Source organism: Xylanimonas ulmi, from assembly GCF_004216535.1.
Taxonomy (GTDB): Bacteria; Actinomycetota; Actinomycetes; order Actinomycetales; family Cellulomonadaceae; genus Xylanimonas; species Xylanimonas ulmi.
The window spans coordinates 996,818-1,009,147 of record NZ_SGWX01000001.1 but is presented as its reverse complement, the minus strand read 5'-3'; the positions used below and the strand labels follow the sequence as shown (position 1 = coordinate 1,009,147).

At 72.8% G+C, this 12,330-nt stretch carries 12 protein-coding genes and 1 tRNA gene; 8 read left to right on the top strand and 5 right to left on the bottom strand.

From position 1 onward, the window contains the following. Window positions 1–5 precede the first annotated feature (5 nt). The 8 genes from EV386_RS18215 to EV386_RS04490 all read left to right on the top strand — a co-directional run bounded on the left by EV386_RS18215 (window position 6) and on the right by EV386_RS04490 (window position 8,435). Window positions 6–509 (top strand): hypothetical protein, encoded by a 504-nt coding sequence (locus EV386_RS18215; RefSeq protein WP_165399838.1) that lies wholly within the window; start codon window positions 6–8, stop codon window positions 507–509. Further along, on the top strand, window positions 506–2,272 hold the full coding sequence (locus EV386_RS04520) for a type IV secretory system conjugative DNA transfer family protein (protein ID WP_130412726.1): 1,767 nt from the start codon (window positions 506–508) through the stop codon (window positions 2,270–2,272). The genes EV386_RS18215 and EV386_RS04520 overlap by 4 nt, the downstream gene beginning before the upstream one ends. Before the next feature lie 61 nt (window positions 2,273–2,333). Beyond that, a complete protein-coding gene (locus EV386_RS04515; protein WP_130412724.1) occupies window positions 2,334–2,726 on the top strand; it encodes a hypothetical protein in 393 nt (130 codons plus the stop codon). 111 nt (window positions 2,727–2,837) lie between these two features. Beyond that, window positions 2,838–3,254: a single-stranded DNA-binding protein gene (locus tag EV386_RS04510; RefSeq protein WP_130412722.1), complete on the top strand. Its 417-nt coding sequence runs from the start codon at window positions 2,838–2,840 to the stop codon at window positions 3,252–3,254. Between the two features lie 7 nt (window positions 3,255–3,261). Further along, window positions 3,262–3,867 carry a hypothetical protein gene (locus EV386_RS04505; RefSeq protein WP_130412720.1) on the top strand — a complete coding sequence of 202 codons (606 nt, stop codon included), beginning with the start codon at window positions 3,262–3,264 and terminating at the stop codon, window positions 3,865–3,867. Continuing rightward, window positions 3,867–4,877, top strand: a complete 1,011-nt coding sequence (locus tag EV386_RS04500; RefSeq protein ID WP_130412718.1) for a hypothetical protein — start codon at window positions 3,867–3,869, stop codon at window positions 4,875–4,877. Before EV386_RS04505 ends, EV386_RS04500 begins: the two co-directional genes overlap by 1 nt. A 58-nt stretch (window positions 4,878–4,935) precedes the next feature. Further along, window positions 4,936–5,268, top strand: a complete 333-nt coding sequence (locus EV386_RS04495; RefSeq protein ID WP_130412716.1) for a hypothetical protein — start codon at window positions 4,936–4,938, stop codon at window positions 5,266–5,268. Beyond that, entirely contained in the window at window positions 5,265–8,435 is a 3,171-nt protein-coding gene (locus EV386_RS04490) for a GntR family transcriptional regulator (RefSeq protein WP_130412714.1), read from the top strand. The genes EV386_RS04495 and EV386_RS04490 overlap by 4 nt, the downstream gene beginning before the upstream one ends. Window positions 8,436–8,501: 66 nt before the next feature. Here EV386_RS04490 and EV386_RS04485 read toward each other — a convergent pair whose 3' ends face one another. The 5 genes from EV386_RS04485 to EV386_RS04465 all read right to left on the bottom strand — a co-directional run bounded on the left by EV386_RS04485 (window position 8,502) and on the right by EV386_RS04465 (window position 12,288). Next, complete coding sequence (locus EV386_RS04485) at window positions 8,502–9,776, bottom strand: site-specific integrase (RefSeq protein WP_130412712.1); 1,275 nt, start codon at window positions 9,774–9,776, stop codon at window positions 8,502–8,504. 6 nt (window positions 9,777–9,782) lie between these two features. Beyond that, a complete protein-coding gene (locus EV386_RS04480; RefSeq protein WP_130412710.1) occupies window positions 9,783–10,019 on the bottom strand; it encodes a helix-turn-helix transcriptional regulator in 237 nt (78 codons plus the stop codon). 229 nt (window positions 10,020–10,248) lie between these two features. Next, a tRNA-Pro gene (locus tag EV386_RS04475) sits at window positions 10,249–10,322 on the bottom strand. A 107-nt stretch (window positions 10,323–10,429) separates the two neighbouring features. After that, a complete protein-coding gene (locus EV386_RS04470) occupies window positions 10,430–11,005 on the bottom strand; it encodes a GNAT family N-acetyltransferase (RefSeq protein ID WP_130412708.1) in 576 nt (191 codons plus the stop codon). Between the two features lie 53 nt (window positions 11,006–11,058). Beyond that, a complete protein-coding gene (locus EV386_RS04465; protein WP_130412706.1) occupies window positions 11,059–12,288 on the bottom strand; it encodes an MFS transporter in 1,230 nt (409 codons plus the stop codon). Window positions 12,289–12,330 lie beyond the last annotated feature (42 nt).

The following is a 12,330-nucleotide window of genomic DNA, read 5'->3' as shown; positions in this document are numbered from 1 at the left end:
GGCGCGTGTCGACCGTCCCGGTCGCGCTGCCCGTGGTGCGGATGAACGCCGCCGCGAGCGGCGCCCTCACCGTGACCGTCGACGGCGGAGGGTGGTCCAGCCCAACGACACCGCACCCGACGACGGACGACCTCCCCCAGTTGCTGACCGAGATCTCCACCCAGCTCAACGTCCCGCTCCGCGTCGAGTTCACCACCGCCGACGGCCAAACGGTCACCGAGGTCGTCACCCCCGCCGACACCGCCCAGACCACCTTCATCCCCCAGGCCCACCGCCCTGGCGGACGCCCGATCGTGTCCGGCGTCATCGGGTCCGGGTTTGAGCCCGGCGAGAACGTGTCGATCGGCGTCGTCGTCTCGACCTGCACCGCGTCCGACGACGGCGTCGCCGGGCTGCGCCTCCCACCCGCCCTGCTCGCCCGCAAGCCCGGCCCGCTGATCTTGCTCGGCGTCGACTCCGGCCGCGTCGTCGTCTCCGACCCCGGCGCCCCGCAGGCGGGTGCGGCATGACGACGACAACGCCGTCGGGCAACGACTCCCTGACAAACCTCGGCCTGACCCTCGTCGGGGCCGCAATAGTCCTCGCGGGCGTGCTGCGCCTCGCCGGGACAATCGCCGCGGCATTGGACGGAGCCCCCACGCCCGACGGCGGGTTGGGGGCAGGGGTGAGCGTCCTGACCCACGCCGACGCGCCCGGCGACGCGCTCGACTCCCCCGGTCTCAGCCCGATCCTGTACTGGGCCGTCGTCGCCGTGCTCTTAGCCGCCGTCGTTGTGGTGACGTTGACGGGGTGGCGGTTTGCCGTCGGGCATCGCCGTCGCCGCGAGCAGGATCCGCACCTCGCCGTCGGCACCGCATCGCGGGCCGACGTCGCCAAGACGGCGTCCGCGCGCGCACTCGTCGCCCGCGCCAAGGACCTGCGGCCCTCGCTGACCAAGCCGACCCCCGCCGACGTCGGCTACCTCCTCGGGCACTGCAACGGCAAGGAGGTCTGGGCGTCGGTCGAGGACTCGATCCTCGTGCTCGGCCCGCCACGCTCAGGCAAGGGCCTGCACCTGGTCATCAACACGATCCTCGACGCGCCCGGCGCCGTCGTGTCCACCTCGACCCGGCCCGACAACCTCGCCATCACCATGACCGCCCGCGCCCGCCGCGGCCCTGTCGCGGTCTTCGACCCGCAACGCCTCGCCTCCTCCCTGCCGGCCGGGTTGCGCTGGTCGCCGCTGCGCGGGTGCGAGGACCCGGAGACGGCCTCCATCCGGGCAACCGGGTTCGCCGCATCCACCGGGCTGTCACGGGGCGGCGGGGTCGAGTCGGGATCGTTCTGGGAGGGCAAAGCACGCACCGCCTTGCAGGCACTCCTGCATGCCGGTGCGCTCGGCGGACGCGACGCCCGCGAGCTGTACACGTGGTCCGTCAACGCGCCCGCGGCGGCCGACGCCGTCGCAATCCTTCATTCCCACCCCGACGCCGCACCCGGCTGGGCCGAATCGCTGGAGGCAACCATCCACGCCGACCCGCGCACCCGCGAGTCCGTCTGGACCGGGGTCGGGCAGGCGCTCGCCTGCCTCGCCAACCCCGCCACGCTCGACGCCGTCACGCCAACGCCGGGCGAGCACTTCTCCCCCGCCGACTTCCTGCGCGACAACGGGACGCTCTACCTGCTCGCCACCGGCGCCGGATCGAAGACCGTGTGGCCGCTCATCGCAGCCTTCGTCGAGGACGTCGTCCAGACCGCCTCACGGCTGGCCGCCGCCTCACCCGGGGCACGGCTCGACCCGCCACTCCTGCTCTCGCTCGACGAGATCGGCAACCTCGCCCCACTCCCCTCGCTGCCGCACCTCATGTCCGAGGGCGGCGGCACCGGGATCACCACCATGCCCGTGCTCCAGTCCCTGGAACTCGCGCGCGAGAACTGGGGACGGTCCGCGGCCGGCGCCATCTGGGACGCGGCGATCACGAAGGTCATCCTGGGCGGCTCGTCCTCGGCCGACGACCTGCGGGCGCTGTCCGCGCTCATCGGCGAGCGCGACGAGGTCACGACGTCGACAACCGTCGGACGAGACGGGGAGCGGTCGACGCAGACATCGACCCGCCGGGTGCCGGTCCTGCCACCCGAGCAGATCCGGACGCTGCCCTTCGGCGTCGGACTGACCCTTCTTCGCTCCACGGCGCCGCTGATTACCGACCTTCGTCCATGGCTGGCCAGATCCGATGTCGAGGTGCTGCGTTCGGCTCGCCAGGGCTTGGAACGGATCCTCCAACTCGGATGAAACAAGCACCCGCGCGACGGATCGTCGCCGGAAAGACCACCCTGTGCGGAAGACTGCTCTCATGGCCCGCACCCTGTCCCGCAGCCAGGTGCTCGCGTGGAGCGACCGTTGGAGCTTCACCGACCGACAACTCATCGAGGCGGCTATCGATGCGCTCAGCGAGTCCGACTTCTACGAGCCGAACTCCGCCGGTTACATAGGTGCGCGAGTCGACGGTCGCGTTGCCATGTACATCGCCCCGGGATACATCTTCTGGAACGCCGCGCAGTGGCTCGACGCCATCGACCCCGCCCTACTTACGGGCGAGATCGTGACCGACGGCAACGGCCGTTTCTACGCGTTGTCGAACTTCCAGGACCGCAGTTCAGGGACGCCAGATCTCGCTGAGATCCGAGCGCCCTGTCCCAACTGCTTCACGGTCCCATCCGAAACCGGCGCCTGCTTCTGCGACTGAGGCGAACGCCACTCGCCAATCCACCGGTCCACGTGTCCACCGGCGCGCTCCCGTCTGACACTCGGCGACCACCTGTGCTTCGAAGCGGCATCAAGGCACATGGAGGTCAAGATGATCCCGACCGAGCCATCCATCAGCGGCAAGTTCGTCGCCGACCCGAACGAGGCTGAGACGTCCGGCGGCGCGGTCATGCTCCGCGCGAAGGTCGCCGTGCGTCCCGAGGTCCGCGACGTGGACGGTACCTACCGGCGTCTGCCACCAGCCGAGCTCGAGTTGCTCATGTTCGGCGTCGCGGCCGAGCATGCGCTGCGGCACTTCCGCGCGGGTGACCAGTTCATCGCGTCCGGGCAGATGCGGACCAGCACGTTCGTCGCGGCGCACATCGGCCACGACTCGCGCTGGACGACCTACCGGGTCGTGCGCAGCAACCGCCGTCGTCGTCGGCCATCGCCGAGGGCAAGCCGCGACCCACACGTCGACACGGTCCCACACGCCCCGCGCGTAGGCGCCGCAGCACAGGGTCGGTGAGCGACCGATGCCCCCGACGTTCGAACCCCCGGATGACCTGTTCGGCATGGAACGCGAGTTTGTCGACGGCTCCGCCGCGTACGTCGCCGCACCCGGGCCGGACTGGGGCGACCAGCCAGCCTGCCCGATCGAGTGGGAACTGCTGACCGCGGGCGAGGCTGACGCCGCGTGGGCCGATCTCAACGCGTGGGTCCACTGGCTGCGCCACCGCTTCGCGCTGCCGGCCACCGTCGTCCCGCCGTACTGGCACCGCCACCCCGAACTCATCGAGGAGCTCTCGGCGCTGCGCACGCACCGGCTTGCCTGCTACGACCCCGAAGCCTCACCGTCATCGCCTATCACCTGGATGCGTGACCTCGCCGACACGATCCTGCGGCTGCGCGACTGGGTTGCCCTGTGCGGCACCCGCGTCAACCAGGACCGCCCTTCCCGGCAGACCGCTTGGCCCGGCGAACCGGCCAGCGACGACGACGGGTGCGCCGTGAACCTTGCCGACCGCGAGGCCGACTTCCGCGATTTCGTCGCCGCCGATGTCGCCCGCCGTCGGCAGATCGAAGCGGCCGCCGAGGCGCACCTACGCCTGGTCCGCGACCCTGACGGCACGGGCGCCTGATGTCCCTGCCCGACGACCCCAGAGCGGTACGCACTCGGGCCGATCATCAGGCCCTTGACGACGCGGAGACCACCAGCGCCCAGCCGGCCTTGCAGGCGATCGGACGCGAGCTGTGGCTCAGCCTGCACCGGCTCGGGTTCCCTGGCGGTCACGTCCTGGTCCAGGGCGACGGCGCGGACGCCCTCCTCAACCGCCCCGACGCGCACCTCCCGGGTGTGGCGACGATCTGCGCGACCGTCGGGCACCCCGGCCAGGACCTGCTCGACCCCGACACGCCGTTCCGCGGTGGTCTGGACGCGTACGACGTCGCCGTCACCGTCATGCCCCACGCCGATGTCGAGCTCGCCACCCCGTCCGCGATCGTGACCCGCACCCTCCTGCACGCCACGCTCGCGTGGGCCACCCTGCGGTGCGTCAAGCCGGGCGGGCTGGCCGCGATCATCACCAACCACCTGACCCTCGACGCCCACACCCCCCGGTCCAGGATCGAGCTCGAGGCCGTCGCGGACCTGATCGGTGCCGTCCGGCTCCCGTCGGGAACGCTGCGCCCGCACCTGCCGGGCACCGACTCGGTGACCGACATCCTGCTGTTCACCCGCCGGCCCGACGGCCAGCCATCTCGGTCCCGCGACTTCGCCGACACCGTCCATGTGCCCCTCGACGGCCGCCGCGTCCGGCTCAACACCTACTTCGACCAGCGCCCCGAGCACATCCTGGGCGCCACGGCAGCGATCCATCATCCGGGCCGTCCGCCGATCCTGACCGTCACCGGGCTGCCCGGGATGCTGCGCTCCGACCTGCACGAGGCCCTGGGCCACATCACGGCGCTCGCCCACCGCGACGGCCTGACCCGCCCGCCAGCCGAGCACCAGCCCGGCATGCACGTCCTCGCCATCCACCACGAGGCAAAGGCCCCGCACAACCGGCGCACGACCACGAGCCGGGCGCCGACGCCGCCCGCCTCGCTGCCTCGGCATCTGCCAGAGACACCGGGCCCGTACTGGAACTGACCGCGCACCTGCGTAACGACGGCGGCGCCTCCTGCGCCGTCGCGTGCAGGAGGCCGCTGTGGAACTGCCCACCAGGACGTTCGGCGTCGAGCACTACACCGCCTACGTCACCGCCCGGTCCGCGCTGCGGGCCCTGGACCTCGGCGCCCCCAGCACGCGTGTGGCGTGGGCGTACCGCGACGTCGTCCGGTTGCTCGACGACCTCCACACGGATGAGGGCCTCTGCCACGTCGAGGACCTCGACGCCCCACGCCCCGCACTGGTCGAGGCGGCACGGGCCGCGATCTCGCGCCTGGTCACGTTCGGCAAGCCGCCCGACGACGTCGCCGTCGTCGTCACCGGACTCGATGCCGCGGTCGCCCTTGAGGCGAGCGAGCGGGGCGCGCGATGACGTACGGCGCCGCGCTCCGGGACCTGCTCGGGTCCCTACACACTCTTGCGAGCACCTTCGCGCGGCCCGACGCCGATCTGGCCAAGGTCGGCGTCGGACCTGGAGCGGACACCACCCGCACTGCCGCGCTGGCGCAGATCACCCGCTTGCGCACCCCCGTGGTCAGGGCCGCTGCGCGCATGACGATGATCGCGGCCGAAGCCGAGGCCGCACACGCCCAAGAGGTCGCCTACGCGCAGCGGGTCGACGAGGCCGCACGGCGCAAGGGTGCGCGGGTTGGTGCCGCGCGCGCCCTCGCGGTGAGGGGCCAGGCCGACGCGTCGACGCTCGGGGGGCGGATCGCCCGGTCTGCCGCGGCGTCGGCTACCGCCGAGCTCGTCCGTCGCACAGGGGTCGCACCGTCGCCCGACCGCGTCGCGGCCCTCGCCGCCGAGCGGGCTGCCGCCCGGGTCGCAGCACACGTCGCCGCGCACGCCGACCTGTCCGCGGCGCGGGCACTGGCACCACCCGCCCCAGACCTCACCTCGCCCCGCCTGCTCCCCACTCCGCTTGCAGCGCATGCACGCGAGCTCGACGCTCTGACGTCCGGCGGCCGCATCCCCGTGCTGGCGGACGGCGACCTCCTCGCAGGGGTGATCCCCCTCGTGGCCGCATGGCAAGACACCGCGCGGGCTTCGATCCTGCTCGCCGAACGAGAACTGCCCGCCCTGGGACCGCTGACCGTCGAGCAGGCCGCCACCCTCACCGGCGATGCCGCACTCGTGCGCGACGTGCTCACCCATCTCGGCACCCGCTTCGCACCGGCGCTGCACGCCGCACGGGTGGGCCCGTGGGCACCGCTGCCCACCGTTCCGGTCGACGCATCCGCTCCCCGGGCCGGGCTCGACCATCTCGGCTTCCGCGCCCCGGCCACCCCCACACGCCCGCCGTCCCACGACGGCGTCGGCGAGACGCTGTGGGCGCTGGGCACGCTGACCGGCGGCCTGCGCGCGGCAACCCCGCACGCCCGCGCCGCAGCCGATGTCGCCGCCGCGCTGACCCGCATCAGCGACCACGCCGCGACCATCGGCACGCACACCACCTGGTCCAGCCGGGCGGGCGCGCTCGACGCGCTATGGCTTGCCTTGCAGGACGTCCACTCCGGCGCCGGAGCCCAGCAGGCCACCCCTCTCGCGCAGGATGCCGCAGCCTCCCTCGCCGCCGTCGACACCCTGGCCCTCGACCAGGAGACACGGCTTGGCGACGCCGTCGACGCGGCCACCCGAACCCTGCTCGACGTCGTGGACCACGCCATCCGCACCCGCCTGTACACGGTCGTCGTCGGCGTCAGGCCCGGCCCCGTCGTGCGCACCACCCGCACCCTGCACCCCGTCCACGCGTTCGCCACACCGGACAACGCCCCCGATCTGCACCACGCCCTGGACGCCGTCGCCGCCCTCCCGCCCCGCGACACCTCGACGCGGCACATGCCAGGACACGACGCCACCGCCGCCCGCGAGCAACTCACCGTCCTGCTCGCGACGCTCGCCGAGGCCACCGCGCCGCCGTCGTCCACTCGCTTGTCGCCCACTCACCCGGCGTCGATGCCTTCGCCGGTCGCGCGCGTGTATGCCGCGGTCCGAGCCCGGGTCGCGGACGGCACCTACGCCGGTGCGCTGCCTTCGCCGTCGGCGCTCGCTCATCGGCACAACACCACGACGGCCGTGGCCCGCGATGCTCTCGCCCGCCTGGCGGGCGACGGGATCATCACCATCAGCCCCGCCAGGCAAGGCGCGACCGCCCCCGCCTCGCCGGGTGAGCCGGTCACGTGGGCGACGGTCTACCGCGAGCTGCGCGCCCGCATCGAGGACGGCACCTACCGCGGGCGGCTGCCGTCGACGAAGGCTCTCGCCGCCGAGTTCGGCGTGACCACCACGGTGGTCCACACCGCCGCTGCGGCGCTTGCCAGAGATGGTCTTGTCCAGCGCGTCCGCGGGCCCCACGGCGGCACCTTCACCCGCGGCACCCGTCCGCCTGACCCCACCCCGAGGTGGCGGGCCGTCCACGACGACCTTGCCGCGCGGATCGCCGATGGCCGTCTCACGGGGCGGCTGCCCACGACGCGGGCCCTGGCGAACGAGTACGGCACGAGCGCGTCGACCGTCCACCAGGCGACCGTCGCCCTGACCGCCGAGGGACTCCTCGTCCCCCGTCACGGCGGGCCGCGCGCGGGCATCGACGTCGCCGCGGCTCCCAGCGGTTCCTCGTGGCGGCGGGCGCACGACGACGTCGCCGCCCGCATCCGCGACGGGTCCCTGGCCGGGCGGCTCGACTCCCCCGCCACCCTCGCCCGCGCCTACGACGTCGACCCCGCGGATGCAGCGCACGCCGTGGCCCAGCTCGTCGACGAGGGGCTGGTCCGCCATCAGGTCAGCGGGAACCGGCGCGGCCTGTTCGTCGTCCCACGAGCGGGCCGGCACGACGGCGCACTATGGCGGACCATCTACACCGACCTGCGCGCCGGGATCGAGGACGGCACCTACGCCGGGCGGCTGCCCTCACGCCGCGACATCGCCACCCGGTACGGGTCCAGCACGGGCGCCCCCGGGCAGGCAATGCGACAGCTGGTCAAGGACGGGCTGGTCGTCACCGTCACGGGAACAGGACCCACCGCGGGCGCTTACGTCGCCGGCCACACACCCCCACCCACTCCGACCGGCGCGACATGGCGCACCGTGTACGAGGAGATCCGCACCCGGATCGACGACGGCACCTACACCGGACGCCTCCCCACGGTCGGCACCCTGGCCGCCACCCACCACACCACCCGCGCCCCGGCCTACAAGGCGCTACGCGCCCTGGCCGCCACCGGCCGGGTCGCCACCCACAACGACGGCGCGACCTCCGGCACCTACGTGGTGTCCAGTGGCCACCCACCCGCCCGCACGACGCGGTGGCGCATCTACGACGACCTGCGGCAACGGGTCACCACGCACGGCGCGGACCGGTCACTCCCCACAGCCACCGAACTCGCACGCGAGTACGGGACCAGTCGCAAGCCGGTGGCGTTCGCCCTCGCCCGCCTGGCCGACGAGGGCCTCATCGAGCGACGCCACCACCCCCACGACGCCGTCGGACGCTCACAACAACCGGGAGCCATCGCCCCGCACGCGGGGCCCTCCGTGTAAGCGCCGAACCCGACCGGGAGTGCGTCGCGCTCGACGTGCCGGGCGGACCCGCACGGCTCCCGCTTGTCAGGAGCTCTTCGTCTTCCGGCCCTTCTTGCCACTCTTGCCCCTCTGTCTGCTCGCCTTCTTGCTCGCCTTGCGGGGGTCCGTCACCTTGGCGTCCGGTCCCAGCGACCTCTGCAGGATGTCCGCCGTCGCCGGGTTCACGTACTCGTTCGGTTCGATGTAGTGGACGCGCGTGACCTCCGTCGTCGTGTGCCCGAGCAACTCGGCAGCGAGGTCGATGCCGACGGCCCGGTCGACCGTTGTCGCGACGGTGCGCCGGAACGCGTGCGGCGTCACGCCGGCGGCCTCCGAGCCGTCAAGGATGCGCCGCAGCGAGCGCCGGTAGTTGTTGGCCGTGATCGGCGTCCCGTTGCGGGTGAAGAAGACCAGGTGCTCCGGCTCGACGTCGCCGATCCGGGCCAGGCGCGACCGCAGGGCGGCGACGGTGAACGGTGGGACCACGATTGTGCGCCGGGATCGGCTCGTCTTCGGGTGGTCCTGCCGGATGGTGGGCTTGCCGTTGATCGAGATGATCGTGCCGGCGATGCGGACCGTCGGGCGCTTCCTGTCGAGGTCGAGGTCGCAGCGTCTGAGGGCCAGCACCTCGCCAATGCGAGCGGACGTGCCGAGCATGGCCTCGATGACCGCGAGGACCTGCCCGTCTGGCTTCGGGCCGGACTTGCCGGCGCGCCCAGCCTCCCAGTCGGCGACCAGGTCGCGGATGAGCTGGACCGTCTGCACGTTGAGCGCCTGGGCGACCTTCGCGGGCCGGACGAGCGGTTCGGTGTCGCGGACCGGGTTGCGGTCCACCACCTCCCAGCGCACCGCGAGCTTGAAGGCGAGGCTCAGGACGACCCGCGCCTTCTGCGCCCGGTTGTAGGACCGCCGCTGCAACTGCTGGAGGAGCTGGTCGACTCGCCGGACGGTGATCTCGCGCAACGCGAGGTGTTCGAACGCGGGCAGGACGTGGGTGAGCATGTCCCGCTCGTACCGGTACCGCGTCGAGTCGGCGAGACGGTTGGTGTCGTCGAGGTGCTGGAGCCACGCGTCGACGAGGTCACCGAAGAGGGAGTCGGCCGACAGCCCGCCATGTGTGGACGTGCGGGCGAGGTCGTTGTCGGCGATCCGCTTGTTGAGCAAGCGGAGCGCCTCGGCCTTGGACCTTCCCGTCGCCGACACCAGGCGGGTGCGACCGTCGTACTCCCGCAGACGCACGCGCGCCTTGACCTTGCCGGACGGGGTGTCCGTGTAGTGGACCTCCCCGTGCGTGCCGATCGGGGTGCGAGGTCGACCCACCGGGTCTCACCTCCGTCCCGCGGACGCGGGCACGCCGGCCGACACCTCGTGGCATGCCTCGATCCAGGCGCGGACGTCGCGCACGTCATAGCGGACGTGGTTGCCCATCTTGATGGCGGCCGGGCCCTCGCCCTTGACCCGCCAGTCCTTGATGGTCTTCATCGGGACGCCGATGTACTCGGACAGTTCCGCGATGCTCAGGAGCGGCTCGAGCCCGCCGCGGGGCGTGGTGTGCTTGCTCATGCCCAGCAGGTGCGCGCCTCGCTCCACACGGCTCGGCGCGGCTCGGACGCACCTACACGGCGAGGCCACCGGAAAGGGCCGACCACGGGCTGGACGTGGGAGTTTCTGATGCCTTTTCGATGCCTGGACCAAGATCTGGGCCTTTCGGGTAGCGGCGCACCGCCCAGCCCGGCCCAACGAAAAGGGCCCTGACCTGCTCTTCAGCAGATCAGAGACCCAAATCGATCGGTCGGGCTGACAGGATTTGAACCTGCGACCCCTTGACCCCCAGTCAAGTGCGCTACCAAGCTGCGCCACAGCCCGAAGGAGCCCTACCGGACTCCCGACCCCGAAGGGCCGACGGAAATACTACCGCACCTGCGCGGCGCTCCCGACCACCTCGCCCGCGCACGGTCGCTCGTGCCCCGCTCTCACCTGCGCCGTCGTGCCGCGTGCTCGCTTGCGAGCACGGCGTAGACCAGCTCGCTCGCCCACACGCCGTCGGCGGGACGCCAGTCGTTCTCGACGAACCTGGCCTCCAGCCGCATCCCGAGCCGTTGGGCCACGCGCACCGAGGCGAGGTTCTCGGCGTCGATGCGGGCGAACGCTCGGTGGAACCCGAACTGCTCGAACGCGACGGACAGCAGCACCCTCCCGGCCTCGGTCGCGTATCCGAGCCCGGCGACGTCGGGGTGGAACGCGTATCCGAGCTCGACCTGCCCCTGCCCGGGCGCCCACCGCAGCAGTGCCTCGCCCACGACGCCGTCGGGACCGTCGACGGCGAGCATGAGGGTGTCCCCCGGCTCCGAGAAGGCGCCGACCTCCCAGGTGGCCAGGCGCTCGTGGGCGACCTGTGCCGTCCATGGGTCCTGGTAGAGGTACTTCATGACGTCGGGCAGTGACCGCCACGCCAGGTAGGCCTCGGCGTCCTCGGCGCGCGCCCGGCGCAGGGTGAGGCGGTCGGTCCGCACGACGACGTCGCCGCCGGCGGTGGAGCGCGGGTCCATGCCCGCAGCCTCACCTCGCCGGTCGCCCCGGTCAAGCGGAGCGCGGAGCCGGGTCAGTCTGCGGCGCCGGCCGCGAGCGCCGGCAGGTGCGCACGCCACGCGGCGCCGACGACGGCGAGGCACACCGCGGCGATCAGCAGCCCAACGCCGAACATCTGCGCGTAGGTCCAGGTGCGAGCGAGCCACGCGAGCACCATGGGAACGAAGAACCCGAGGTAGGCGACCGAGCAGTAGACGGCGGTGAGCCCCGCGAGATGGCGCGGTCCAGCGATCCGGGCGACCTCGCTGAGCCCCGCGACGAGCGCAAGACCGTAGCCGGCGCCGAGCACGGCGGCGGCGAGGAGTCCCACGACGATGTCGAGCGTGTGCGCCGCGAGGGCGCCCAGCCCGAGCCCGGTGATGATCAGGCTCATGGCGACGACCGAAGCGCGCGCCGACCGGTGGGTGTCGATGCGGCGCGCGACCACCTGGATGCCGATGCCGCATCCGAGGGTAAGCACGGTCATCAGCCCCGCGAACGCGACGGGAACGGTGCCCGCGTGCGCGGCGAGCAGCCCGGGCAGCACCGCGTAGGCGGCGCCGACGCACCCGAAGACCCATGGCGCGACGGGCACGACAACGCGCAGGAACCGCGGGTGGGCCACGGCGGGCACGCGCAGGTCGTCGCGCAGGCGCCCGACGCGCGCTCCCGCGGTGCGGCAGGTCTCCGGGACGCGCAGCACCCAGACGGCGGTCACGGCCGCGAGCAGGACGTGCACCCCGTAGGCGAGGTGCGCGGGCCACGGCGCCCACTGTGCGAGCGCGGAGGCGACGCCGGCTCCGACGAGGAATCCGGCGGTGAGCGCGAGCGAGGCGCGCCGCGCCCCGGCCGCGGCGTCGCCCGCCTGGGCGGCGAGCTCGGTGACCCACGTGGTCCCGACGGCCATGACGAGCCCGAGCGCAACGCCGGAGAGCACACGCCCGACGCCGAGCACCGCGGGCGCGCCCGCGCCGAGCGCGAGGATCACCGATCCGAGCGCGGCGACGGGCGCGGCGGGCAACAGCAGCGGCCGGCGTCCGTACCGGTCGGAGAGCGGGCCACCCAGCAGCAGCGCCGGCACGATGCCGAGCACGTAGGCGCCCAGCAGCGCGTTGACGGTGACGGCGTCCAGGCCGCCCGCCCGGTACATGACCAGCAGCGGGGTGAACTCGTTCCCGCCCCAGGCGACGGCGCCCATCACCGCGGCCACCGGCCACCAGGAGCGGGTCGCGGGCATGGCTGTCGCCGGAGCGATGTGTGGCATGACCACACCATGCGCCTCGCTCAGGCTCAGCGGCAAGCGACT

What these genes read in the sequence shown, in the direction of transcription:
- EV386_RS04470 (WP_130412708.1), bottom strand. Translation starts at nt 11,005, where the DNA reads ATGGACCCGCGCTCCACCGCCGGCGGCGACGTCGTCGTGCGGACCGAC.
- EV386_RS04520 (WP_130412726.1), top strand. Translation starts at nt 506, where the DNA reads ATGACGACGACAACGCCGTCGGGCAACGACTCCCTGACAAACCTCGGC.
- EV386_RS04515 (WP_130412724.1), top strand. Translation starts at nt 2,334, where the DNA reads ATGGCCCGCACCCTGTCCCGCAGCCAGGTGCTCGCGTGGAGCGACCGT.
- EV386_RS04500 (WP_130412718.1), top strand. Translation starts at nt 3,867, where the DNA reads ATGTCCCTGCCCGACGACCCCAGAGCGGTACGCACTCGGGCCGATCAT.
- EV386_RS04510 (WP_130412722.1), top strand. Translation starts at nt 2,838, where the DNA reads ATGATCCCGACCGAGCCATCCATCAGCGGCAAGTTCGTCGCCGACCCG.
- EV386_RS04505 (WP_130412720.1), top strand. Translation starts at nt 3,262, where the DNA reads ATGCCCCCGACGTTCGAACCCCCGGATGACCTGTTCGGCATGGAACGC.
- EV386_RS04480 (WP_130412710.1), bottom strand. Translation starts at nt 10,019, where the DNA reads ATGAGCAAGCACACCACGCCCCGCGGCGGGCTCGAGCCGCTCCTGAGC.
- EV386_RS04490 (WP_130412714.1), top strand. Translation starts at nt 5,265, where the DNA reads ATGACGTACGGCGCCGCGCTCCGGGACCTGCTCGGGTCCCTACACACT.
- EV386_RS04465 (WP_130412706.1), bottom strand. Translation starts at nt 12,288, where the DNA reads ATGCCACACATCGCTCCGGCGACAGCCATGCCCGCGACCCGCTCCTGG.